Source organism: Viridibacterium curvum, assembly GCF_039544165.1.
Taxonomy (GTDB): domain Bacteria; phylum Pseudomonadota; class Gammaproteobacteria; order Burkholderiales; family Rhodocyclaceae; genus Viridibacterium; species Viridibacterium curvum.
In genome coordinates, this window is record NZ_BAABLD010000008.1 from 958,658 (window position 1) to 981,161 (window position 22,504).

The following is a 22,504-nucleotide window of genomic DNA, read 5'->3' on the forward strand; positions in this document are numbered from 1 at the left end:
ACTATTGACTGGGTGGAGAGTGCGGTTGTGCTGGGCGCAGGTCGTAGGCAAATGCAATCTCGCCATCCTCATGCGGCGCCACGGCGGCACCTGGTAACCAGCTGCGCACGTACTCTACGCGCGCCCGTTCGGGCCCGACACTCACCCGCAGACGGCCACTATTGGGCACGATGTCGCCGGAACGATAGGCGTTGCTGTAGTTCAGTGTGTAGTTCGGGTCGGCGGGTTGCGGGACGGTCTGGTAGGTGATTCCGTCCAGTTCCTGGCGGGCAAAGACGTGGTCGTGCCCCTGGAAGAAGGCCGTGACGCCGGTCTTCACCATCAGTGGGTGAATGGGTAATGCCCAGTCGGGTCGATAGCGCGTGAATTCATCCGCGCTGTTCTTCCCTCGTCCCCCCCACTCGTAGAGGTGTGCTTGCTCGATACCGCCACGACCGGTTCCCAGCACGTGATGGCTGAAAACAAACTTGTAGCGCGCGCGGCTGTTCGTGAGCGTTTGCGCCAACCATCGGTACTGTGCGTCACCGAGTGTGATTCCCCAGCCCCCGCCACTGCCCTTGGCGCGTGACTGGAAGGGATTGTCGACCGGCCCGCTGGAATGCCAGTAAGGGTCGATGATGACGAAAAGGGCGTCGCCCCAGGTCCATGCAAAGTAGTTGCGTAGCAGTCCGATGTGCGTGACTGCTTCTGCATTGCCGCTGTAGAAACCATCCGGCGCAGGCTGCGGAAAATAGCGATTGCGGGCGCGCTGCGCCCAGACAGCCACGTTGTCCGGCGTGCCGTCCAGATTCGCAGCCGCAGCTTGCTCGTGGTTCCCGTTGACGAGGAAAAGCGGGCTGCCCTGCGCCAAGGGAGACAGAAACGCTCGCTGTGCCACATAGAGATCGGCGACGCGCTCGGCCGAGACTTCGCGCAGCGTATCGACACTGAAATCATCGCCCATCAGGATGTAGAAATCGGGCCGATCCGCCGCCACGGCGGCCAGGGTCTGCCGATACAGGGCAGGGTCGAACTGGTGACGGCGCTCAGGGTGGGAGTCGCCCTGCACTTCGAACACGAAGGGGCTTCCCTTTGCGCGCTGGGTGTGGAAGCTCGCCACCGGCATGGCCACAAAGGCATTATCGGAAGCTGAACCATCGGGCGACCTGTGCCACACACGGTAATAGGCCCGTCGGTCTGCTGGCAATCCGCTCAAGGTCAGCTCGACGGTTTCGCCCGCCTTGACCCGGAACGTATCGCTGCGCCGATCCAGCGCCGCCGCATCGGAGCCGTACGTGATGTAGAGCTCTGTGGCATCCACCGACAGCACGTTCGCCACGACGCCTTGCGCATCGGGTCGCCCCAGCACGACGTTGAGCGGTGCAGCCAGCGTCGCCTGTGCACCTGTTGGCATCGATGTGCGCCGCGCGTTGCGCTGTTGCGCCTCACTGGCGGGCATGACACTGAGCGCCAGCACAAGACTCAACGCAAGCAGGTAGTCGCGCCTCATTGGGCTGCCCTGCCTTCCGTTCTTTCGGCGGGAAGAATGACATATCGATCCGCCACGCTGGCGCTCGCATCCGCGCGCACATACTCAACCTGCGCACGCGCGGTATCGACCTGGACACGCAGAATCCCCGGGCTGGGCAGGATCACGCCGCTGCGATAACCGTACTCTTCGGCCGAGCGTGTCGTGCCATGCGCATGGCCGGGCTGTGGCACCTCCTGGTAGATGATGCCGTCCCGCTCCTGCTTGACATACAGATGGTCGTGGCCATGAAAGACGGCGCTCACCTTGTACTTGCGCAACAGATCGTGCACCGGCATCGGCCAGCCCGGTCGCTTGGTCTCGAAGACATCACTACCGTCCAGATTGCGCCCACCCCACTCGAAGAAGGCCGAGGCTTCGGCGCCACCGCGCCCTTCGCGGCTCTCCCCCCCAGCCAAGTGATGGATGAAGATGAACTTGTAGCGTGCCGGACTGCTGGCCAGTGTGCGGGAGAGCCAGTCGTACTGCGCACGGCCGAGTGTGCGAGGCCAGTTGTCGCCATCGCGCGTGGGGCTGGTGGTGTACCAGAACGGGTCGAGCACCACGAAGAGAGCGTCGCCCCATTGCCATGCGTAGTAGTTCTGGAGAAGGCCGGCATCACGGTAGGGCGTGGTGTTACCGGTGTAGAAGTCATTCGGTTCAGGGTTGGCGAAGTAACGCTTGCGCATGCCGTTTGACCAGAGCGCCATGCCATCACTGCCGCGCGTGCGCGTCTCGCCATCATGGTTCCCCAACACGAGGTACACCGGAACGCTATGGCCGATCAGGCCGAAGTAGTAGCGCTGGGCAAGATACTGAGGCGCTGCATCCGTGTAGTCGAGATACTTGTCCGTCATGAAGGTGTCGCCAAGGTCGACATGAAAGTCCGGCCTCGAAGACAGTGCGTTGGCAAGACTGCGCACATAGTTCTCTGGCGAGGTTGGCGTATCGAGGTGGCTGTCTGCCTGGATCGTGAAGGTGAATGGTGCCCCTGCAGGACGCGCTGTTGTAAAGCTGTACTCGGGTGTAACGGTCGGCTCACCCCCGGCGGCCGGGCGCGTGCGCACCTGGTAGTAATACCGCGTGTCGGGCAGCAATCCGCCCAGTTCAAGGTGCTGAGGCTGGCCCGATCGCAATACAGATCGTGCTGTACGTTGATCGAGTGCTCCTGGGCGCGTGCCATAGATGATCTCTACTTCGCTATCGGCATAGCACTGCAGGCTGACCGTGATGCTGCGCGCGGTGGGTCGGCCCAGCACGATGTCGAGCGGGCGCGCCGGCACATCGGTATGAAAGCCGCTCGCCCCACTGCGCCGGCCCGGCCCGCCGATCCGCTCTGCCCCCGCTGGGCTCCTGTCTCCCTGCAGTGCATCGGAGTTCTGGCGCGGGCCCCGGCCCCTGCCTTCCTGCGCCAGACTGACGCCCGCAGCCAGCACCAGGGCACACAAGGCCAGTGCAGCGCCCATTTGGAAGTGCCTCATCAGTCAGCTCCTCTCTCCTCGGTCATTTCTGCGTTGCTCCTGCGCCGGCGGTACGGGCTTGTCGCGAATGCCAGCCACGCTGCCCCCTTCATCGCGCACGGCCAGCACGCGCAGCGGTTCTGTCTTGTCGGAATACGTCACCAGCCCACTGGCAAAGTCGACCTGCCAGGCCCGCTCAGGCCGATTGCCCAAGGGCGTTGAAGACCAGTAAGGCAGCGCAGCCATCTGCGGTAACAAGCGGGTATCCACGGCCGGGCGCAGCCGCCCCTCATCCACCAACGAGCGCAGTTCCTTGATGTTGGGCAGTCGCCAGTCGTCAGACCCCGCCAGCGTCAGGTTTTCACACCAGGCCAGCGCAGCCTCCCAGTTCATCGCCGCTGCCGATGCCGCCTGCTGCCAGATCAGGCCGGTGTTGTCATCGATCAGATCCCCTGTCTCCAGCAAACGCAGGCGCGGCCCGCTGCTGAAGGGAGATGGCCCGCGCACGCAGCGCACGTGGAAGCGCTTGTTGCCGCCGGCGCTCAGGCTTTCGCGTAGCGGGTGCGCGCCAAGCCCGCCGCCAGCGTTCGTGACCCAGACACGACTCGCATCTCCGGCAAGCGTAGCGCCGCTCCACCAGTACTCCGCGCCGCTGTCAGGGAAGAAGCGGGTGTCCAGCGACGGCCGCTGACGGCCATGATCCTGGATGCTGAACAGCTCCAGGCTGTTAGGCAGTCGCCAGTCCGTGTGGCCCGCCAGGTTCAAGGTCTTGGCATAGGCTTGCGCTTGCGGCCAACTCATCTCGCCGCCATCCACCTGCTGCCAGATCAAGCCACTGACCCTGTCGGTAACCGTCCCGTCACCCTCGTCACGCAGCGCCGGGCCAGGCCCCTGATAATCAGCGTCCTCCCCGAATGTCCGGGTGCTGGCGCGCTGCGCACCGGTATCCGGCAAGGCATGGCGCGTCGCCCAGGCTGGCAGGGTCGCCGCAGCGCTGCACCACACGCTCGCTCGCAAGAACCGGCGACGGGCAGGTTCGTCCGCTGGGAGTCTATTCATGCGGCCCGCACTCACTGGCTGCGCGACCGACGTGGGCGGTCTGCCCCGCCTTCGCGTGGAGAACCATTGGCGCCGCTCTGACGTACCGAGTAGGTTTCGCTGCGCATCGGGCCATCGGACCCGATGAAATCGAAGCGCACGCTGCCATCGGCATTCAGGGTGTAGTTCACCTGATGCCTCTGGCCTGCGACCTCAACAATCAGGTTGTAGTGACTGGCATCCAGTGCCTTGAAGTCGACGACACGCGCGCCCCGCCAGGGCGGCAATGCCGGACGCACACCCAGCGCACGTGGCTGTGGGTCGACCTGACCGTCGCGCTCGACCACCTCGCCGTGAAAGCCGCCATTCAGATAGGGGTAAGTGCGCGAAGCGTGGTAGTGGTAACCCAATGCCGCAGTTTCGTGCCCGTTGAACGCATCGAGCGCGCCCGGCACGCTGCCGTCGGGTTCGGTGTAGCCATAGATGGGATAGCCATCCAGCGCATAGGCGACGGGTTTGTCATGGCCCACCTGCGCTTGAAGATGAGTAGGTGCAATGTGGTAGTGGTAATCATCAGCCCGCCCGGCATGGCCGCCGAACTCGTCCAGCTCACCGGCAAGATAGGTATCGGTGCGCCCGTCGTTCTTGATCGGGTTGAAGATGGGTACGCCATTGGCCGCGATCGCGATTGCGCCGCGGAAAAAGTGCTGGCGCGCGGACAGCGGCTGCGCCGCCACGACCGGTCGCAGGGGAATTCGCCAGGCGTTGGCGCCGCTGTAAGGCTGGGGGAGTGGCACCTGCTGTTGCCAGGCTGTGATGCCGACCATCATGCGGTGATCGGGCATGCCGTTGGAGGCCACGTAGAAGAAATCCGCATCGCGCCAGACGCCGACACCCGGCGCGAAGGGCAGAAAAATGGCCTCGGGCAACTTGATGCCAGCGTTATCAAGCTGGCCAGTTGCCGTGGGTGTGGGTCGGCTGCCTTGGGCGAGAAGGGGGGGCGCGATCGCCGTGCGAACTTGCGGTGGCCTGACCGTTTGATCGTAGTGCGCGGCATGAGACGGATGCGAAGTGCCATCAATGACATGGGCTCGTGCGAACGGCATCAAGCCAAGGCTTGCGAGCAGGCAGGTCAGCAAGCGTCTCATCGCAGGGGCGCTCCTGAAATGTCGAGATCAGGGCGTGTGTTCCAGCGCGCGCGCCAGCCCGGTTTGTCGATGCGCGTCCGGAAGATCACCGTGTTGTCGAGATCCAGGTCTGCGCTCCAGATGAAGCGGGCCCCGGAGAAGTCTGCGGTATAGAAAGCCTCTTTCGGGCCTACGCGCCGCGTGTCGAATTCCTGCGCAAACGGCCAGGTGCTGTCGTCGAAGTCGACGGCAAACCAGTTGGCAGGAATGGCTTCGTGCAGCACCTTGGGATGCCGTGTGTCACGTTGCAAAGGCCCCTTGAAGAATGCGCGCGCACGCCAGCGTGCGTCGGTAACAGTACCGTCAGAGAACTTCAGGATGAAGCCACCGTCGCCGATGTGGTCGCCGTACTCCAAGCCAGTCGCCGGATCCGCATTGTCCTTCGCCATCACGGCAATCGTCATGGGGTACTCCGGCAGGATGTCGACGCTCACGACGTTGTGCGGCAGAAAGTCGATGGGATCCACCGCGACCAGCTTGCCGTTGATGTACAGCACAAACCAGTTGTCGGCGTACACGTTCAGGCGCAGCGTGTCGCGCAGGAGCGGTTTGACAATCCGAGCTTGCGCGTCGGCGCCATCAGGCGCTTGCTGGGCCTGCGCAGCGAAAACAAGGCAGCCCAGAGCAAGGCTTACGATTTGCTTTTTGATTTTGTTCTCCCCCGGCACGACTGGATGGAATCGGTCCCCGGATCATCTTCACAAACCTTGCTGCAACATACTGCAAGGCCTTGTAAGCAGATGTAAGAGGGTAAAGAGGGGCGCCTGACAGCCTTCCGCAGTGCTTCGAGGTAGCCCCGAGCCCGGGCTGAGGACGCGGCGGGCGCCGGCGAAAGCCGACTCACCGCACATCTCGATGCGGACTGTTGCCGGCTGATGGCCTGGACGCGCATTTCTCCGCCGACACCAGTGTTTTCCGACCCCAACGCGCGCCACCGGCAGCCACCGCAGCTTGCTGCGATAATCCGGCCCATGAACCTCGCGCAACGTCTTGCACGCTATCACCGCCTCGCCGCCATCCTGCTGCTGGGCTTTGCCTCGGGGCTGCCGCTGGCGCTGACCGGGCAGGCCATGCAGGCCTGGCTGACGGTCGATGGCGTCGACATCGTCACCATCGGCTTTCTGGGTCTGGTCGGCCTGCCCTATACCTTCAAGTTCCTGTGGGCGCCGCTGATGGACCGCTTCGAGCCACCCTGGCTGGGGCGGCGACGGGGCTGGTTGCTGATCACCCAGCTCTCACTGGCAGCGCTGTTGCTGGCCATGTCGCGGCTGACGCCCAGCGCTACGCCGGGGCTGTTTGCGCTGACGGCGGTGGCTGTTGCCTTTCTGTCGGCTTCGCAGGACGTGGTGGTCGACGCCTATCGCACCGATGTGTTGAGTGATCGCAGCGAGCACGGGCTCGGTGCGTCGGTGCATGTGTTCGGCTATCGCATCGCGATGATCGTTTCGGGCGGCATCGCGCTGATCTGGGCGGACCAATGGAACTGGCCGACGGTGTATCGCGTGATGGCGGCGATCATGCTGGTCGCGGCGGTGTTCAGCGCCCTGGGCGCGCCGCGCATCGCCAGTTATCTTAAGCCCGAAGCCACCAATGCTGCGCAGGACCTGCGTGGCTTTGCCGCGATGTTGCTGGCGGTCTTTGTCGGTTACTGGCTGGCGCGCGGCGCTTTGCAACTGATCGGCTTTGACCCGGCAGACAAGAACAAGTGGGTCGAGCTGCTGTTCGTGCTGTGCGAGATCGGTGTGGCCTTGCCGCTGGCGGCGTGGGCATCGCGCGTGGCGCGCTTCGAAACCTTCAACCGCTCGTTGTCGAGTTACTTCAGCCTGCCGGGGGCGGGCGCCTTCCTGCTGCTGATCGTGCTCTACAAGCTCGGTGACGCCTTCGCGGGCAGCCTGACGACGCCTTTCCTCATCAAAGGCATGGGCTTCACGCAGGCCGAGGTGGGCATTGCCAACAAGATCATCGGCATCTGGCTGACCATACTCGGCGCCTTCGTCGGTGGTGCGCTGATGCTGCGGCTGAAGCTCTATCGCGGGCTGCTCGTGTTCGGCGTGCTGCAGCTGATATCCAATCTGGGTTTCTATGCGCTGGCCGATCTGGGCAAGGGCGCCTGGGGTGCGGTGATGGTGCAGCCCTTCGACTGGCACTTCGTCGCCCTCAAGGAGGCCGCTTCGCTGGACTGGCTGCTGCTCACCGTCATTGCCGGCGAGAACATCTCCGGCGGCATGGGCACGGTGGCCTTCGTCGCCCTGCTGATGGCGCTGTGCAACAGCCGCTTCTCGGCGACGCATTACGCGCTGCTGTCGGCCTTCGCCGCCGTCGGCCGCATCTACGTCAGCCCGCTGGCTGGCGTGCTCTCAGAGAGCCTGGGCTGGCCCGGCTTCTTCCTTCTCTCCATTGTGCTGGCTGCCCCCGGCGTGCTGATGGTGTGGTGGATGCGTAACAGCATCCGCGCGCTGATCCAGCCAGCGCCAGCGCCAGCGGACCCCGACTGATGATTGCAGACAAACTCATTGCCGCCGCGCGCAAACTCTCTGACGAAGTGGACGCCATGCGCTTCGCCGCGCCAATCAGCCACACCTACAACCCGCTCGATTACGCCTGGGCGCCACACGAGCAGTACCTGCGCCGCTTCGGCAACACGAAGAAGCGTGTGATCTTCGTCGGCATGAACCCCGGCCCCTTCGGCATGGTGCAGGTCGGTGTGCCCTTCGGCGAGGTCGCTGCCGTGCGTGACTGGATGGGCATCGTTGCGGCGGTGAAGAAGCCTGCCGCGCAGAACCCCAAGCGCCCCATCGAGGGCTTCGAATGCGAACGCAGCGAAGTGAGCGGCCGCCGTTTGTGGGGCCTGTTCGCGCAGCGCTTCGGCACGGCCGACGCGTTCTTCGCCGAGCACTTCGTCGCCAACTACTGCCCGCTGGCTTTCTTTGAAGAAGGCCGCAATGCCACGCCCGACAAGCTGCCGGCTGCCGAGCAGGCGCCGCTGCTGGCCGTATGCGATGCGCATCTGCGCACCATGGTCGACGTGCTGCAGGCCGAGTGGGTGATCGGTGTCGGCGCCTGGGCTGAGGAACGCGCAAAGCTCGCCTGCGCCGGTCTGCCCGTGAAGTTCGGCCGCGTGCTGCACCCCAGCCCGGCGAGCCCGGCGGCCAATCGCGGCTGGGCCGAGGCGGCGACCAAACAGATGCTGGCGCAAGGCGTGTGGCCAGCCTGACAGGGAGCAAGGCGATGCAGTTCAAGAACCGGCCGAACGAATGTGTGACCACCACCGATGGTCGCGAGGTGTGGCTCTCGCGCAGCGTCGCGACGGCGGTGTGCATTCTGCTGGAATGCGAGGGCCGCCCCTACATCCTCGTCAACCAGCGCGGGCCGGGCATGCCCGACTTCGCGGGCTACTGGAACCTGCCCTGCGGCTACCTCGATTACGATGAGACTACCGCCGAAGCCGCCATGCGCGAAGTGTGGGAAGAGTGCGGCGTGAATACTCTCGAACTGCTGGCGCAGGCCACCTGCGAGTTCTTCAGCGCGCCCTGGGACGTCAATTCGACGCCCCGCGGTGCGCGGCAGAACGTGACGATTCATCATGGTCTGTTCGCGCGCGTTGCGCAGCTGCCCCCGGTGAGCAATGCCAATAACGAGCCGGACGAAACAACCGATATCCGCTGGCTGCCGCTGAGCGACGTGGAGACGCTGACCTTCGCGTTCAATCATCACGAGCGCATCGCCGATTTTCTCGCGCACGTCGAAAAGCTGGCTGGGATCAGCTACCGATGAATGGCAGCCTGATCGTCCAGCAAGCTGCTGCACACGCGCAGCAGCTGATCCTGCTGTTCCATGGAGTGGGTGCGAGCCCGGAGGGTATGGTGCCGCTGGGCGAAGCCCTTGCGGCGGCCCACCCGCAGGCATTTGTGGTGGCCGTGCGTGCTGCGCATGCGTCGGATCTCGGTCGGGGCTACCAGTGGTTCTCGGTCGCGGGCATCAGCGAGGAGCACCGGCCACAACGCATTGCGCAAGCGATGCCGCTGTTTGTCGACACCGTGCAGCACTGGCAGAAGCGCAGCGGCGCGAGTTCAGAGAACACGACGCTCGTCGGCTTCTCGCAAGGCGCGATCATGTCGCTCGAAGCGAGTCAGCTGGGGGAACCGCTGGCGTCGCGCATCGTGTCACTGTCAGGTCGCTTTGCCGTGCCGCCGCGTCGAGCGCCTGCGGCGCAGCTGCACTTCATCCATGGCGAGCAGGATGGGGTGATACCGCCGCAGTTCGCCGTCAATGCCGTCGAACAATTGCGCGCGCTCGACGCCACCCCGACGCTGGACCTCATCCCCGCGCTCGCGCACGGCATTGACCAACGTGTGCGCGATACCTTGCTGGCACGCCTCAGCGCGGCCTGATTACAAGCCCTGCCAGGCCTCGGTCGCGATCTCGTAGGAGCGCAAGCGCGCAGCGTGGTCGAACATGGCGCAGGTGATCATCACTTCATCCACTTCGGTCTTCGCGATGAAGTCGGCCAGGGCCTTGCGTACCGCGTCCTGGGTGCCGGTTACCGAGCACTGGCGTGAAGACTCCAGCATCGTGCGGTAGTGCGGTGGCAGCTGGCACATATAGTCCCTCACCGGGGGCGGCAGGGGCGCGGGGCGGCCACTGCGCAGACCTACGAACGCCTGTTGCATCGAGGTAGCGAGCAGTTGCGCCTCGTCTTCGGTGTCGGCGGCGAACACGCTGTAGCCCAGCATCACATAAGGCTTTGCCAGTCGCGCCGAAGGGCGGAACTCGCGGCGGTACAGCGTGATGGCATCCATCATCTGCGCTGGCGCGAAGTGCGAGGCGAAGGCGTAGGGCAAGCCCAGCGCAGCCGCGAGCTGGGCGCCGAACAGGCTGGAGCCGAGTATCCACACCGGCACATCAAGACCTTCACCGGGCACGGCGCGCACGGCCTGATCGGGCGCGGCGGGCTCGAAGAACTGCAGCAGCTCGACCACGTCCTGCGGAAACGCGTCGCCGCTGTTGGGGCTGCGGCGCATGGCGCGCGCAGCGGCCTGGTCGGAGCCCGGCGCGCGTCCCAAACCCAGATCAATCCGGCCGGGGAACAGCGAAGCGAGCGTGCCGAACTGTTCCGCAATCACCAGCGGTGAATGGTTGGGCAGCATGATGCCGCCCGCGCCGACGCGAATTGTCGAGGTGCCTGCCGCGACGTGGCCAATCACCACGGCGGTGGCCGCGCTGGCGATGCCCGGCATGCTGTGGTGCTCGGCCAGCCAGTAACGTGTGTAGCCCCAGCGCTCGGCATGCTGCGCGAGGTCCAGGGTGTTGCGCAGCGACTGCGCGGCATTGCTGCCGGCGGTGATGGGCGAGAGGTCAAGGACAGAGAACAAAGTCATGGTGAGCACATGAGGGCAGTAGCGGAAACATCAAGCCTTGATGCATCGCAAGTCTGCGTGAGTGGCCAGAGACGCATTGTCGCTAAGCATATGGGGATTGATTGAAAAGCCGGTCGGCCGCGCCTCCTATACTTTGCGCCTCACCTTGCTGACTCAGGAGACACCATGAAGTTCGAAACCCTCGCTGTGCATGCCGGCTACAAGCCCGATCCCACGACGCACGCCGTTGCCGTGCCGATCTACCAGACCGTCGCCTATTCCTTCGACGATACGCAGCACGGCGCCGACCTGTTCGACCTCAAGGTGCAGGGCAATATCTACACGCGCATCATGAACCCCACACAGGATGTGCTGGAGCAGCGCATTGCCGCGCTCGAAGGCGGCATCGCCGCGCTGGCACTGGCCTCGGGGCAGGCCGCGATCACCTACTCGATCCTGACGATTGCGGAAGCGGGCGACAACATCGTCTCTTCGGCCACGCTCTACGGCGGCACCTACAACCTGTTTGCGCACACCCTGCCGCAGTACGGCATCAATGTGCGCTTTGCCGATTACCGCGACCCGTCGTCCTTCGAAAAGCTCATCGACGACAAGACCAAGGCCATCTTTGCCGAAACCATCGGCAACCCGCTGGGCAACATCACCGACATTGAAGTGCTGGCCGAGATCGCGCATCGCCATGGCATACCGCTGATTGTCGACAACACGGTCGCCACGCCTTACCTGCTGCGCCCCATCGAGTTCGGTGCCGACATCGTCGTGCAATCACTCACCAAGTACCTCGGCGGCCATGGCACCAGCCTGGGCGGCGCCATCATCGATTCGGGCAAGTTCCCCTGGGCCGAGCACAAGGCGCGCTTCCGCCGCCTCAATGAGCCGGATGTGTCGTATCACGGCGTGGTCTACACCGAAGCGCTCGGGCCGGCGGCCTACATCGGTCGCGCGCGCGTCGTGCCCCTGCGCAACACCGGTGCGGCGATCAGTCCTTTCAACGCCTTCCAGATCCTGCAGGGCATCGAGACGGTCGGCCTGCGCCTCGACCGCATCACCGAGAACACCATAAAGATCGCGCGTTACCTCAAGACCCACAGCAAGGTGGGCTGGGTGAACTACGCCGGTCTCGAAGATCACCCCGACCATGCGCTGGCAAAGAAGTACCTCGGTGGGCGTCCCTCGGGCATCCTCACATTCGGTGTGCAGGGCGGGCGTGAAGGCGGCGCGCGCTTCCAGGATGCGCTGAAGCTCTTCACGCGCCTGGTGAACATCGGCGACAGCAAGTCACTGGCCACGCACCCGGCCTCGACCACGCACCGCCAGCTCGGCCCCGACGAACTCGCCAAGGCCGGCGTCACCGAAGACACGGTGCGCCTGTCGATAGGCATCGAGCATATCGACGATCTGCTGGCCGACCTGGAGCAGGCGCTCGCTGCCGTCTAAGCACCGAGGCTGGATCCGTTATGGCAGCGCCTTGCCGCTCAGTTGCTCAGTACCGGCTTGCCATTGGTGTCGGTAATGCGCTGCCAGCTGGTCATGACCGCTTCCACCGTACGCTCCGGCAGAGGCACGTAACCGTTTGACTCCACTTGTGCATAGCCATTCTTCAACGCCCACTTGAAGAACTGCAGGGCGTCTTTGGCCACGGCGGGTTTGTCGGTCTGGCGCTGCATGACGATGAAGGTGGCGCCGGTGATGGGCCAGGCGTTCCTGGCCGGCAGGTCGGTGAGCATCGCGCCGAACTCGGCAGCCTCCCAGCCAGCCTCGGCCGCTGCGGCCTTGAGGTTGGCGTCTTCGGGGGCGACGAAGTTGCCGGCCTTGTTCTGCATCTGCACGACGTCGAGCTGGTTCTTGCGTGCCCAGGCGAAATCGACGTAACCGATGGCGCCGGGCAGCTTCTTGACGAATCCGGTCATGCCCTCGTCGCCTTTGGCGTGCAGGCCCAGCGGCCACGTCACGGTGGTGCCGCTGCCTACCTTGGCTTGCCACTGTGGATGCGCCTTGCTGAGGTAATCGGTGAACACCCAGGTCGTCCCGGCGCCGTCGCCCCGGTGTACGACGGCAATCGACAGGTCGGGCAGACGCGTGCTGTTGAGCGCACGGATCGCCGGGTCATTCCAGCGCGTGATCTTGCCGAGGTAGATGTCGCCAAGCACCTGCGCGTTGAGCCGCACTTCACCACTCTTGATGCCAGGCAGATTGACGATGGGCACGGCACCGCCGATAAGGGCAGGAAACTGCACCAGCTTGTGCTTCTGCAGGTCGGCGCTGCTGAGCGGGATGTCTGTCGCACCGAAGTCGATGGACTTGCCGCTGGCTTCCTTGATGCCACCCCCTGAGCCAATGGACTGGTAATTGATCGTGTTGTTGGTGGCGTTGCGATAGGCCTCGGACCACTTCTGGTACACCGGCGCCGGCAGCGACGCGCCTGCGCCCGTGAGTTCCGCGGCGTTGGCGCTGGTGAGCGAAAGGGCTGTGACCAGCAGGCAGGGCAGTATGGCTTGGCTTGTGCTCATCGTTAGCTCCGTCATTGCGGGTTGCTGGAAGTGCCGGCAGTACGTGCCTGGTAGTTGCGCTCCCACTCGCGGGCCTGATCGACAACACGCGAGAAGGCCGTGCCTTTTTCGAGGAAGACTTTCTTCATCGCCGGGTCCAGCGGCTTCTCTACGTCGAAGTCGTCGCGCGGCATCGCGTCGCGTTCGACGTCACGCAGCACGCGCTTGATCTCCGCAGCAGCATGGGCAGGCGTTTGCAGCAGCACAAGGCGCTTCATGCCACTGCTGTTGTCAGGCGAGTGGCAGGCCAGACATTGGCCGTCGCGCAGGCTCAGGGCGAAGTCACGATAGCTCTCGGCAAGCTGGGCCTTGTAGGGATTGTCGTTGCGGAACAGGCCGTCGAACAGGCTGGTGGCGGGCTGCGCACGGCCGTGCGCATCGGTCCACATCCACTTGCCGTCGAAGGCCGGCAGCTGGGCCTTGTCCGCTGCCGAGCGGACCGGGCCGTCACCGAGGCGCGAAAACTGCGCGACCGTGATGCGTTGCGTTTGCGGGTTGATCCAGAACAGCACCGAGCGGGCGTTCTCGTACGTGCCCCACTTGTCATCGACGTGCCAGAACGGATACGGAAATTGACCGGGCTGCAGGCGGTTGCGGAAGTTGGTGTTGAGACGTGCGAGCCACAGCTTTTCGCGCTCGTTCCAGGTCAGCGTGTACTTTCCGTCGAACATGAACAGCGGCAAATACATGCCCGTCAGCACATCGGGCGCAAACTGCGTGAGGCTGGTGCTCTTCAGCGTGGCGTCCGGATCCTTGACGCGGCCCCACAGCGTAAAGCTCGACAGGGTGCGGCGCAGCGCCGAGTCACCGAACATGCGTTGGCGGCAGCGGTCGAAGGCGGCCTGATCACCGGCGTCGGCATAGGGGCAGTCGTTGGCGAGCTGTTGGGCAAGTGCTTTCACTGCAGCTTCGATCTGTGGATCGGGAGCCGGCCGCGCTTCGGTCTGGGCCTGGCTCGCCAGCGGGAGAAAGAGGACTGCGAGGCTAACAATCAGCGGCTTCAACGACATGATGCAATCTCCGAATACGACGATGGCTTCAACAAGGGCGAGTGAGATCAGGACGCGTTGCGGTACTGGTCATAGACAAGGTCCATGACGCCGCCATCCTGGAAGTGTGCTTTCTGTATCGTTTTCCAGTCGCCGAACAACTCGTCGACGCGGAACAGTTTGACCGGTGCAAATTGCTTGGCGTATTTCGCCGCCACGTTGGGGTCGACCGGACGGTAGTAGTTGCGTGCGGCGATCTCCTGGCCTTCAGGCGAGTACAGGTACTGCACGTAGGCTTCGGCGGCCTTGCGCGTGCCATGCTTGTCGACCACCTTGTCGATGACGGCAACTGGCGGTTCGGCCAGCACCGAGATGGACGGCACCACCATCTCGAACTGGCCGGGGTTTTCGGCCATGGCCTGGAAGGCTTCGTTCTCCCACGACACCATCACGTCGCCCAGCTTGTTCTTCACGAAGGTGTTGGTCGCACCACGGGCCGTGTACTCCAGCACCCGGTTGTTGGCATACAGGCGCTTGAGGAACTGGCGCGCGCTAGCCTCGTTACCGCCGGGCTGCTTGAGCGCATAGCCATAAGCGGCGAGGTGGCTCCAGCGTGCGCCCCCTGAGCTCTTGGGGTTGGACATGACGATGTTCACGCCCCAGCGCACAAGATCGTTCCAGTCCGTGATCTTCTTGGGATTGCCCTGACGTACGAGGAACACGATGGTCGAGTAGTAGGGCGCCGAATTGTGCTCGATGCGCTTCTGCCAGTTGCGCGGCAGCAGGTCGGCATCGGCGATGCCGTCGATGTCGTGCGCGACCGAGGCGCTGATGATGTCTGCCTCCTCGCCGTTCTTGATCTTGCTGGCCTGTGTACTGGAGTTGGCGTGCGTGATCTTGATGTTCAGCGTCTCGCCGCTCTTGCCCTTCCAGTACTTGATGAAGGCCGGGTTGTACTCGGCGTACATCTGCTTCGTTGCGGTGTAGGAGTAGTTTGTCAGGGTCGTCTCGGCAAGCGCGGCCGTGCTGGTAAAGACCAGGCTGAGCGCGACGCTGAGGGCGGTGAGTTGGCGTGTCTTCACGATGAGCTCCTTTACTGCAGGCTTACCACCAGCGCGGCATCGTGCTTGTGCCAGCGCAGCGGAATCACATAGGCCTTGACGTTGCGCGGCACCTGGATGGCGGTGGCCGTGCCCTGCACGATGACTGGCACCGAGATCATGAAGTCCGGGCCGAAGTGCAGGCGGGCATTGCCCGAGATGGTGTTGGCGATCTCGCCAGCGAGGTCGCACAGGTTGGCTTCCGACACATCGGTCTCCCCCACCTGCAGCAGCAGGGCGCGCAAGAGTTCGCGGCTGGCCGTCACATAGACGCAACCCTGGCGTTCGCCCGAGATGCCGATGACGCCCGTGTAGTCGTGGATGGGCAGCGCCGACGCATCACCGAGGTGTGGACTGCCCAGCTCGGGAAGACGGCCAGTCTGGCGTTCGAAGTAGTAGCGCACGAGATCCACGAAAATGCGCAGTTCCTGTTCATCCATTACGCGTCTCCCGCCAGCAGTTCATTCATCGCATCACTGAGGTCGTCCTCGGTGAAAGGCTTGCATACGAAGCCCAGTGCGCCTTCCTTGAGGGCCTGGATGGCGGTCGATTTGTCCGCCAGTGCCGAGACGACGAGGATCCTGGTTGAGGGTTTGCGCTTCTTCAGTTCGCGGATGCATTCGAGACCATCCATGCGCGGCATGGTCAGGTCCATGGTCACGATGTCGGGATCGTTCTCGGCAAACTGCTTGACCGCTTCTTCGCCGTTGCAGGCCGTCGCGACAATGTCGATGTTGTGCGTCGACAGTGAGCGCGCGATCTTGTTGCGGATGATGTTGGAATCATCGACGACCATCATCTTCAGCCGGCTCATGCTGCCTCCCGGACTTCTTCGGTCTGCACTGACTGCTGCATGGTGTGCAGCGGCAGCTGCACACGGAAATGGCAGTACTCGCCTGCCGTGGTGCCAATCCTCACGCGTCCCCCCATCCTGGCGATCATCGCCTTCACGCTGTCGAGGCCCACGCCACGACCTGCATCCTCATCCGCCGTCTCGCGCGTCGACACGCCGGGTTCGAAGATCAGTGAGACCAGTGCGCGCGGCTCAGCGGCTGCAGCGGCTTCGGCCGTCATGCGGCCGCTGCGCACAGCGACGGCGCGCAGGCTCTCGTGATTGATGCCGGCACCATCGTCACGGAACGACAGCTCGACCATGCCGTCACCCTGGTCGGATACATACACCGACAGGCGCCCGGCTTCTGGCTTGCCACGCAGGCGGCGCTCGGCGGGCTTCTCGACGCCGTGCGTGACGGCATTGCGGATGAACTGGTTAACGATGCTGTTGAGTGCTTCGCGCAATGGTGCGTCCAGCTTGTCGAGGTCCATGCCCTGGTAGCTGAGCTCGGCATGCTTGCCGTTGCGTTCGGCGACTTGCTGCACGAAGCCCTTCCACTGCCGCACGAAGGGCAGGTTGGCAATTTCGGGATCGTGCGCCGGTTTGGGGGGCTCGACCTGCACCACGCCGCGCACCTGCACGATGCGGGCGAGGGTGTCCTGGATGGCATGCAGCTGCACGTACAGCGATTTGACGCGCACGGTCACCGGCAGCAGGTCTTCGTTGCTGCCTGACTTGCGTTGCTGCAGATCGCTGAGCACGGTTTCAAAAGCATGTAGTGCATCACCCAAGGCTTCGAGCTTCAGCGCGTTGGCGTCGCCTTTCATGCGGTGGGCGATGCGGAAGATCTGTTCGATGGCGCGTGTGAAGCCTTCGCCGGAAGCGTTCTTTAGCGCAACGTTGATCTCGTCGAGGCCCTGCACGGCACTGCGCAGGAAGTCCTGCAGCAGGCGCGGATCGGCCTGCAGCAGGTGCACCATCATGCCCATCTGGTCCTGTACCTTGCGTTCGCTCTCCTTCAGTTCGCGTTCGAGGCGCACGCGGCGTGTGATGTCGTTGGCAGTCACCAGCAGGTGGGTCACCTTGCCCTGGTGGGTCACGCGGTTGAAGCTGAAGTTCAGGTAGCGCGTATCGATGGCGCCGTTGGGGCGCGGTGTGTTGATCTCGAGACAGTCGAGCGGGTTGAGGCTGGCGACGAGTTTTTCCTTCACGTCGTGACGCATCAGCAGTTCGATGTATTCCTGCGTGGTGTCGAAGGTCTTGGGTGTCACCATCGGGCGGATGAGGTCAAGGAAGTTCTTGCCCGCCACGTCCGGCACACCCAGGATGCGACCGAGGGCCTGCGAGGTCTGTGTGCCGATGGTGAAGCTGGTGTCGAGCAGGAACAGACCGTCCTGCGTGGTGCGCAGGATGTTCTCGGTTTCGCGCTGTGCCACTTCCACCGCCGCGTCGCTCTTGCGCAGCTGGCCGAGGAAGGAATAGAGAATGAAGGCGAAGTTGACCAGGGCCAGCGTGATGCCGGCAATCTGGATGATCCGCAGGTTCTGCGCGCGCGAAGCGGAGATGACTTCCATCCGGTTCGTCAGCATGTTCGAGATGGACAGGAGGTTCAGGTTGTCGGCGACCAGGATCTGCAGTACCGGGCCGAGGTCGGGGTTCTTCGATTTCTGGGCCTTGAGTTTCTGAAGCTCTGCATTCACCGGCAGCCACAAGGCTTCCAGCTGCGCGAAGAAGGCGCCGGCCTGCACGTCGTCCTGCGGTGTCAGCGCCACCTTGGCGCCGTTCTCCAGCACCTTGCCGCCTTCGTGGAAGGCTTCCAGCGTGGCGTTGAAGCGGTCGGCCGTGAGCAGCAGCTCATCGAGTTCGGAGAAGCTCGATTTGCCCGTACTGTCGATGGTGCCCTGCGTGGCGTCGTCCTGCAGCAGCAGGGCCGACTTGGTCATCTGTTGCACCAGCGTGCGTTGCTCGCCGGCGAGGTTCAATGACACGGCGTCGGCCGCGATCTGGTTCGAGATGAGGAAGGTCATGCCCAGCACGCCCACGTCGAAGACGAGGAACAGTGCAATCAGCACAACGATCTTGCGGTACTTACCGAGTCCCAGCTTCAACATGTTCCGATGCTCCCTTTGCCGGCTGCCTGCTACGCGTCGACTTGTGCCCAGTGGATCGCTCAGTGATTCGTGTCGATCATCCTTGCCAAGATCGGCTCCGCAGGGCGCGCGCTGAATGTCAGACGGACTCCGACCAGCCGGGCGGAACATCGTCCCCGGCAGACGAAAATGGCGCGCAGGAAAGGGGGCGTGGGCTGGTAAAGGAGCCAGACAGAACAAGGACTTGGCGGGCCATCAGGCAGAACGCCTGCGTGGCAGCGACAGGCCGTTTTACGTGACGAAAATCACATTGAAGCCGCGTGTCACGAAGACGACCGGTCTGTTGGGCAGGACGACTGGCGGATGGTTTGCAAATCAAAAATCAACAAAAACAACAACATCAACAGAGTCGACGTGATGTTTTGCGCAGTCCCGGCCCGTCGATCAGCGTGGGTGGCTTCACGGCGCTGTAACTCCGGGCTCCTAGAGTGCGCGGCTTCCGCATCACCCACCCAGGAGTTCTCATGCGCACCGCCCTTCCACTGCTCGCCACGCTGGCCGTATCGCTGGCTGTGGCCTTCCACGCAACTCAGGCCAGCGCCCAGGCCGCGAGCACGCCGGTCGAAGTCACGGCCGAGCTCGCCGGCCACGCCTTCCTGCCGTTCAGCACTGCGGTGGCTGCGCCGAAGGATGCTGGTGCCTTCTTCGCCACCGCCGGCAAGTTTGCCAACGGCAACCGCACGCGTAACGAAGTGCTGGGCAGCGAGAAGGCCAACACCTTCGTTGGTGACCCCAAGGCACCACGTGCCTCGGGCGGTACGCTGCCGATCAAGGGCCAGTCGGTGCAGGGCTTCTCGGGCATCGTCGCGCTCGATCGCAACCACTACCTCGTGCTGACCGACAACGGCTTCGGCAACAAGATCAACTCGCAGGACGCGCTGCTGATGGTCCACAACGTGAAAGTGGACTGGCAGAGCGGCAAGGCCACGCGCGAGAAGACCACCTTCCTGCACGACCCGGATCGCAAGGTGCCCTTCGCCATCCAGAACGAGGCGACGGAAAAGCGTTACCTCACCGGCGTGGACTTCGATCCGGAATCGATCCAGATCGTTGGCAAGGAGTGGTGGATCGGTGACGAGTTCGGCCCCTACGTGCTGCGCGTGACGCCGCAAGGCCGCGTGCTGGGCGTTATCGAGACCAAGGTGGGTGACAAGACCTATCGCTCGCCCGACCATTACCTGAACGGTCGCCTCGGCAACCTGCCCAGCGACAACATTCCCGGCTGGGACGCGCGTCGCTCCGGCGGCTTCGAACCCATGGCCAAGTCGCCTGATGGCGCGAAGCTCTACCCCATGTTCGAATGGCCGCTCTATGACGCCGGCACGAAAGCCTTCGAGTCGAACAACGGCAAGCCCTTCACGCGCATCCTCGAACTCGATGTGGCGAGCAAGGCCTATACCGGCAAGACCTGGAAATATCGCTTCGAAGAGGCCGGCAACATCGCGGCTGACTTCCAGCTGCTTGATGCGACCACGGGCCTCGTGATCGAACGCGATGACGTTTCCGAAGGTGTGGCACCGGCTTGCCCCGCCGAACCCCTGCGCACCGACTGCTTCACGCGTCCCGCGAAGTTCAAGCGCATCTACAAGATCGACCTGGCTGCGGCCGACGCTGAGGGCTTCGTGCGCAAGGTGGCGTTCATCGATCTCACGAAGATTGCCAATCCCAAACGTCTCGCCAGGCTCGGCCCGAACGAGGAAGTCTTCGCGCTGCCGCACCTCGGACCGGAAGGCCTGACGATTGTCGATGCCGAGCACATCGTGGTCGTCAACGACAACAACTTCCCCTACTCGTCAGCGCGCCAGATCGGCAAACCCGATGATGACGAAATCACTTTGCTGAACATCCGCACCCTTATTGACGCAAAGTAATCGCGGGTCAGGGTGTGTAAAAGCCGGTGAAACTGCCGCCTCCGTGCGGGGCGGCAGGCAATACTCTGCGCACCAACCCTGCTGGAGAATCCGGTATGCCCACCCCCCTCATTCGCTGCGCCGCAGCCGCATTCATGCTTTTGGCATCGCTGGCAGCACAGGCTGCTTCGTCAAGCAGTGCCTCCAGCATGCCGCGCCCACCCGAAGGTGGGCGCCCGCCCGGCCCACCGCCCGAGGCTGTCTCTGCCTGTCAGGGCAAGACTGAAGGTGCGAAGGCCAGCTTCAAGGGCCGCAATGGCGAGACGGTCGAAGGCACTTGCCGCAGCATCGATGGCAAGCTGGCCGTCGTGCCCGCCAACATGCCGGCACCGGGTGATCGACCGCCGCCGCCGCGCTGAGCTTTAACCGCTGACGAACGCTCTCGACACATCACGGCAAGCCTCTGCAATTCAGAGCCCCAGCGCGCTGAGCCCCGGATGATCGTCTGGCCGGCGCCCCTGCGGCCAGTGGAACTTGCGTTCCGCCTCAGTGATCGGCAGATCGTTGATGCTGGCCAGCCGGCGCTGCATGAGTCCGTTCGCATCGAACTCCCAGTTCTCGTTGCCGTAGGAGCGGAACCAGTGCCCCGAGTCGTCGCGCCACTCATAGGCAAAGCGCGCGGCGATGCGATTGTCCTGCCAGGCCCACACCTCCTTGATCAGGCGGTACTCGATCTCGCGCGCCCACTTGCGCGTGAGGAACGCGACAATCGCCTCGCGCCCCTGCAGAAACTCCGCACGGTTACGCCACACGCTGTCCGGTGTGTAAGCGAGTGACACCTTCACCGGATCGCGCGAGTTCCACGCGTCTTCCGCCATGCGCGCCTTCTGCACGGCGGTTTCGAATGTGAAGGGTGGCAGCGGGGGGCGGGCGATGGCGGCGTTCATGATTTTGATTTCAACCAGTTCGCAAAATGGGGATTAAGTGCGGAACGAGGGGAGCGAGCGCGCCGCTGGCAAGGCGGCCCGCGCAGCCCCCTCGTCACGTACTTAATAAGTTTTGTAGGGTAGGAACTTGCCGCTCATCGTGATGCTCACTCGATCCCCAGCCGGGTTCGGCTCACGCTTCAGATCCATCTTGAAATCAATCGCGCTCATGATGCCGTCACCAAACTCCTCGTGGATCAGCTCCTTGAATGTCGTGCCATACACATTCACGAGTTCGTAGAAGCGATAGATCAGCGGATCGGTCGGCACCGATGTGGGCAGCGAACCCTTGTAGGGCACGACCTGCAGCAGGTTGATGGCTTCTTCGGGCAGCTCGAACAGCGCGCCGACCTTGGTGGCCTGCTCTTCGGTGAGGGTCATCTGGCCGAGCAGCGCGGCGGTGGTCCATTCCTTCGACAGACCGACCACTTCAGCCACCTGGCTCCACTTCATCTTCTTCTGGATCTTCTTCGCAACAATCATTTCGGTAACGTCGTAACGGTTCATGGCTGGCTCCTTCAGGCAGTGATGGGTTCGGGGTTTGGGGCGGGCGCGTCATCAGTCACAAGACCGGGGCGCACCACAGGTGGATTCTTCGGGTCATGGCCTTGCACGGCGTCGCCCGCGTACAGCTTCGAGCGCTCGACGAGGAAGTCCACGAGGTGGTTGCGGATGCGGTAGTACTGCGGGTCGTGGTGGATGCTGGCGCGTGTGCGGCTGCGCGGCATGGTGACTTCGACGATCTCGGCAATCTTCGCCTGCGGGCCGTTGCTCATGAGCAGGATCTTGTCGGCAAGCAGGATGGCTTCATCCACGTCGTGCGTGATCATGAACACCGTCTGGTGCGTGGCCTGCACGATGAAGAGCAGCTCGTCCTGGATGGTGCCGCGCGTCAGCGCATCGAGCGCACCGAAGGGCTCGTCGAGCAGCAGCATCTTGGGTTCAATGGCGAACGCACGCGCGATGCCGACACGCTGCTTCATGCCACCCGAGAGTTCGGCCGGTTTCTTGTGCAGGGCATGGGCGAGGCCGACCATCTCCAGATACTTCGTGGCATGCGCGGCGACCCGTTCTCTTTTCCATTCAGGCCAGCGCGAGCGCACGCCGAATTCCACATTGGCCAGTGTCGTCATCCAGGGCATCAGCGCGTGGCTCTGGAACACCACGCCGCGATCCAGCGAAGGGCCCTTCACCTCGCGCCCATCCATGAACACATGACCCGCGCTGGCTTCATCGAGCCCCGCGAGCACGTTGAGGATAGTCGTCTTGCCGCAGCCCGAGTGGCCGAGGATGCAGACGAACTCGCCGCGCTCTATGCCGAAGTGGATGTTCTCGAAGACCGGCGGGCCGTCGTTTCCGTAGCGCTTGGCGAGGGCTTCAATCTTGAGGAAGGACATGTTGCATTCCGTTTGCAGGGTTTGGGCTCACGATGAAACGTGCTGCCCCTTGGCCGTCATTCCCGCGAGGTTTGTAAA

General features: G+C 63.5%; 22 protein-coding genes. 7 read left to right on the forward strand and 15 right to left on the reverse strand.

What is annotated here, in order from left to right:
* Position 1: 1 nt before the first annotated feature.
* The 5 genes from ABEA02_RS12260 to ABEA02_RS12280 are packed head-to-tail and all read right to left on the reverse strand — an operon-like array spanning position 2 to position 5,710.
* Positions 2-1,489: a metallophosphoesterase family protein gene (locus ABEA02_RS12260; RefSeq protein ID WP_345533259.1), complete on the reverse strand. Its 1,488-nt coding sequence runs from the start codon at positions 1,487-1,489 to the stop codon at positions 2-4.
* A complete protein-coding gene (locus tag ABEA02_RS12265; RefSeq protein WP_345533260.1) occupies positions 1,486-2,988 on the reverse strand; it encodes a purple acid phosphatase family protein in 1,503 nt (500 codons plus the stop codon). Before ABEA02_RS12265 ends, ABEA02_RS12260 begins: the two co-directional genes overlap by 4 nt.
* 3 nt (positions 2,989-2,991) lie before the next feature.
* Positions 2,992-4,026 carry an Lcl C-terminal domain-containing protein gene (locus ABEA02_RS12270; protein ID WP_345533261.1) on the reverse strand — a complete coding sequence of 345 codons (1,035 nt, stop codon included), beginning with the start codon at positions 4,024-4,026 and terminating at the stop codon, positions 2,992-2,994.
* A gap of 11 nt (positions 4,027-4,037) precedes the next feature.
* Complete coding sequence (locus tag ABEA02_RS12275) at positions 4,038-5,153, reverse strand: YHYH protein (protein ID WP_345533262.1); 1,116 nt, start codon at positions 5,151-5,153, stop codon at positions 4,038-4,040.
* On the reverse strand, positions 5,150-5,710 hold the full coding sequence (locus ABEA02_RS12280) for a hypothetical protein (RefSeq protein ID WP_345533263.1): 561 nt from the start codon (positions 5,708-5,710) through the stop codon (positions 5,150-5,152). The genes ABEA02_RS12275 and ABEA02_RS12280 overlap by 4 nt, the downstream gene beginning before the upstream one ends.
* Positions 5,711-6,163: 453 nt before the next feature.
* Between ABEA02_RS12280 and ABEA02_RS12285 the strand changes: the two genes are divergently transcribed.
* The 4 genes from ABEA02_RS12285 to ypfH are packed head-to-tail and all read left to right on the forward strand — an operon-like array spanning position 6,164 to position 9,583.
* Positions 6,164-7,687, forward strand: coding sequence for an AmpG family muropeptide MFS transporter (locus tag ABEA02_RS12285; RefSeq protein WP_345533264.1), 1,524 nt, complete (start codon positions 6,164-6,166; stop codon positions 7,685-7,687).
* Positions 7,687-8,406 (forward strand): uracil-DNA glycosylase family protein, encoded by a 720-nt coding sequence (locus tag ABEA02_RS12290; protein WP_345533265.1) that lies wholly within the window; start codon positions 7,687-7,689, stop codon positions 8,404-8,406. Before ABEA02_RS12285 ends, ABEA02_RS12290 begins: the two co-directional genes overlap by 1 nt.
* 14 nt (positions 8,407-8,420) lie before the next feature.
* Positions 8,421-8,966, forward strand: a complete 546-nt coding sequence (locus tag ABEA02_RS12295; RefSeq protein ID WP_345533266.1) for an NUDIX domain-containing protein — start codon at positions 8,421-8,423, stop codon at positions 8,964-8,966.
* Positions 8,963-9,583 carry an esterase gene (gene ypfH / locus ABEA02_RS12300; protein ID WP_345533267.1) on the forward strand — a complete coding sequence of 207 codons (621 nt, stop codon included), beginning with the start codon at positions 8,963-8,965 and terminating at the stop codon, positions 9,581-9,583. The genes ABEA02_RS12295 and ypfH overlap by 4 nt, the downstream gene beginning before the upstream one ends.
* On the opposite strand, the gene ABEA02_RS12305 is transcribed toward ypfH, so the two are convergent.
* Entirely contained in the window at positions 9,584-10,570 is a 987-nt protein-coding gene (locus tag ABEA02_RS12305) for an LLM class flavin-dependent oxidoreductase (protein ID WP_345533268.1), read from the reverse strand. It lies immediately after the preceding gene.
* 165 nt (positions 10,571-10,735) lie between these two features.
* Here ABEA02_RS12305 and ABEA02_RS12310 point away from each other — a divergent pair, with 165 nt between their 5' ends.
* A complete protein-coding gene (locus ABEA02_RS12310) occupies positions 10,736-12,007 on the forward strand; it encodes an O-acetylhomoserine aminocarboxypropyltransferase/cysteine synthase family protein (protein WP_345533269.1) in 1,272 nt (423 codons plus the stop codon).
* 38 nt (positions 12,008-12,045) lie between these two features.
* Here ABEA02_RS12310 and pstS read toward each other — a convergent pair whose 3' ends face one another.
* From pstS to ABEA02_RS12340, 6 genes are read right to left on the reverse strand one after another with little or no spacing between them, the layout of a single operon-like run.
* Positions 12,046-13,080 (reverse strand): phosphate ABC transporter substrate-binding protein PstS, encoded by a 1,035-nt coding sequence (gene pstS, locus ABEA02_RS12315; RefSeq protein ID WP_345533270.1) that lies wholly within the window; start codon positions 13,078-13,080, stop codon positions 12,046-12,048.
* 11 nt (positions 13,081-13,091) lie between these two features.
* Positions 13,092-14,129 (reverse strand): hypothetical protein, encoded by a 1,038-nt coding sequence (locus ABEA02_RS12320; protein WP_345533271.1) that lies wholly within the window; start codon positions 14,127-14,129, stop codon positions 13,092-13,094.
* A gap of 47 nt (positions 14,130-14,176) precedes the next feature.
* Entirely contained in the window at positions 14,177-15,190 is a 1,014-nt protein-coding gene (locus ABEA02_RS12325) for a sulfate ABC transporter substrate-binding protein (protein WP_345533272.1), read from the reverse strand.
* Positions 15,191-15,201: 11 nt separating this feature from the next.
* A complete protein-coding gene (locus ABEA02_RS12330) occupies positions 15,202-15,648 on the reverse strand; it encodes a chemotaxis protein CheX (protein WP_345533273.1) in 447 nt (148 codons plus the stop codon).
* Positions 15,648-16,022, reverse strand: coding sequence for a response regulator (locus ABEA02_RS12335; RefSeq protein WP_345533274.1), 375 nt, complete (start codon positions 16,020-16,022; stop codon positions 15,648-15,650). The genes ABEA02_RS12330 and ABEA02_RS12335 overlap by 1 nt, the downstream gene beginning before the upstream one ends.
* On the reverse strand, positions 16,019-18,154 hold the full coding sequence (locus ABEA02_RS12340) for an ATP-binding protein (RefSeq protein ID WP_345533275.1): 2,136 nt from the start codon (positions 18,152-18,154) through the stop codon (positions 16,019-16,021). The genes ABEA02_RS12335 and ABEA02_RS12340 overlap by 4 nt, the downstream gene beginning before the upstream one ends.
* Before the next feature lie 503 nt (positions 18,155-18,657).
* Here ABEA02_RS12340 and ABEA02_RS12345 point away from each other — a divergent pair.
* Positions 18,658-20,064, forward strand: coding sequence for an esterase-like activity of phytase family protein (locus ABEA02_RS12345; protein ID WP_345533276.1), 1,407 nt, complete (start codon positions 18,658-18,660; stop codon positions 20,062-20,064).
* Positions 20,065-20,159: 95 nt separating this feature from the next.
* Entirely contained in the window at positions 20,160-20,462 is a 303-nt protein-coding gene (locus ABEA02_RS12350) for a hypothetical protein (protein ID WP_345533277.1), read from the forward strand.
* A 51-nt stretch (positions 20,463-20,513) separates the two neighbouring features.
* Here ABEA02_RS12350 and ABEA02_RS12355 read toward each other — a convergent pair whose 3' ends face one another.
* The 3 genes from ABEA02_RS12355 to ABEA02_RS12365 all read right to left on the reverse strand — a co-directional run bounded on the left by ABEA02_RS12355 (position 20,514) and on the right by ABEA02_RS12365 (position 22,426).
* Entirely contained in the window at positions 20,514-20,990 is a 477-nt protein-coding gene (locus ABEA02_RS12355) for a nuclear transport factor 2 family protein (RefSeq protein ID WP_345533278.1), read from the reverse strand.
* 102 nt (positions 20,991-21,092) lie between these two features.
* The gene (cynS, locus tag ABEA02_RS12360) at positions 21,093-21,536 is read right to left on the reverse strand and encodes a cyanase (protein ID WP_345533279.1); all 444 of its coding nucleotides are present in this window, start codon (positions 21,534-21,536) and stop codon (positions 21,093-21,095) included.
* Between the two features lie 11 nt (positions 21,537-21,547).
* Positions 21,548-22,426: an ABC transporter ATP-binding protein gene (locus tag ABEA02_RS12365; protein WP_345533280.1), complete on the reverse strand. Its 879-nt coding sequence runs from the start codon at positions 22,424-22,426 to the stop codon at positions 21,548-21,550.
* Positions 22,427-22,504: the final 78 nt, after the last annotated feature.

Excerpts from the sequence above, each read along its gene's own strand:
- ABEA02_RS12340 (WP_345533275.1), bottom strand. The coding sequence starts at position 18,154 with ATGTTGAAGCTGGGACTCGGTAAGTACCGCAAGATCGTTGTGCTGATT.
- ypfH (WP_345533267.1), top strand. The coding sequence starts at position 8,963 with ATGAATGGCAGCCTGATCGTCCAGCAAGCTGCTGCACACGCGCAGCAG.
- ABEA02_RS12285 (WP_345533264.1), top strand. The coding sequence starts at position 6,164 with ATGAACCTCGCGCAACGTCTTGCACGCTATCACCGCCTCGCCGCCATC.
- cynS (WP_345533279.1), bottom strand. The coding sequence starts at position 21,536 with ATGAACCGTTACGACGTTACCGAAATGATTGTTGCGAAGAAGATCCAG.
- pstS (WP_345533270.1), bottom strand. The coding sequence starts at position 13,080 with ATGAGCACAAGCCAAGCCATACTGCCCTGCCTGCTGGTCACAGCCCTT.
- ABEA02_RS12295 (WP_345533266.1), top strand. The coding sequence starts at position 8,421 with ATGCAGTTCAAGAACCGGCCGAACGAATGTGTGACCACCACCGATGGT.
- ABEA02_RS12270 (WP_345533261.1), bottom strand. The coding sequence starts at position 4,026 with ATGAATAGACTCCCAGCGGACGAACCTGCCCGTCGCCGGTTCTTGCGA.
- ABEA02_RS12365 (WP_345533280.1), bottom strand. The coding sequence starts at position 22,426 with ATGTCCTTCCTCAAGATTGAAGCCCTCGCCAAGCGCTACGGAAACGAC.
- ABEA02_RS12275 (WP_345533262.1), bottom strand. The coding sequence starts at position 5,153 with ATGAGACGCTTGCTGACCTGCCTGCTCGCAAGCCTTGGCTTGATGCCG.
- ABEA02_RS12310 (WP_345533269.1), top strand. The coding sequence starts at position 10,736 with ATGAAGTTCGAAACCCTCGCTGTGCATGCCGGCTACAAGCCCGATCCC.
- ABEA02_RS12355 (WP_345533278.1), bottom strand. The coding sequence starts at position 20,990 with ATGAACGCCGCCATCGCCCGCCCCCCGCTGCCACCCTTCACATTCGAA.
- ABEA02_RS12345 (WP_345533276.1), top strand. The coding sequence starts at position 18,658 with ATGCGCACCGCCCTTCCACTGCTCGCCACGCTGGCCGTATCGCTGGCT.
- ABEA02_RS12330 (WP_345533273.1), bottom strand. The coding sequence starts at position 15,648 with ATGGATGAACAGGAACTGCGCATTTTCGTGGATCTCGTGCGCTACTAC.
- ABEA02_RS12290 (WP_345533265.1), top strand. The coding sequence starts at position 7,687 with ATGATTGCAGACAAACTCATTGCCGCCGCGCGCAAACTCTCTGACGAA.
- ABEA02_RS12305 (WP_345533268.1), bottom strand. The coding sequence starts at position 10,570 with ATGACTTTGTTCTCTGTCCTTGACCTCTCGCCCATCACCGCCGGCAGC.
- ABEA02_RS12350 (WP_345533277.1), top strand. The coding sequence starts at position 20,160 with ATGCCCACCCCCCTCATTCGCTGCGCCGCAGCCGCATTCATGCTTTTG.
- ABEA02_RS12320 (WP_345533271.1), bottom strand. The coding sequence starts at position 14,129 with ATGTCGTTGAAGCCGCTGATTGTTAGCCTCGCAGTCCTCTTTCTCCCG.
- ABEA02_RS12260 (WP_345533259.1), bottom strand. The coding sequence starts at position 1,489 with ATGAGGCGCGACTACCTGCTTGCGTTGAGTCTTGTGCTGGCGCTCAGT.
- ABEA02_RS12265 (WP_345533260.1), bottom strand. The coding sequence starts at position 2,988 with ATGAGGCACTTCCAAATGGGCGCTGCACTGGCCTTGTGTGCCCTGGTG.
- ABEA02_RS12335 (WP_345533274.1), bottom strand. The coding sequence starts at position 16,022 with ATGAGCCGGCTGAAGATGATGGTCGTCGATGATTCCAACATCATCCGC.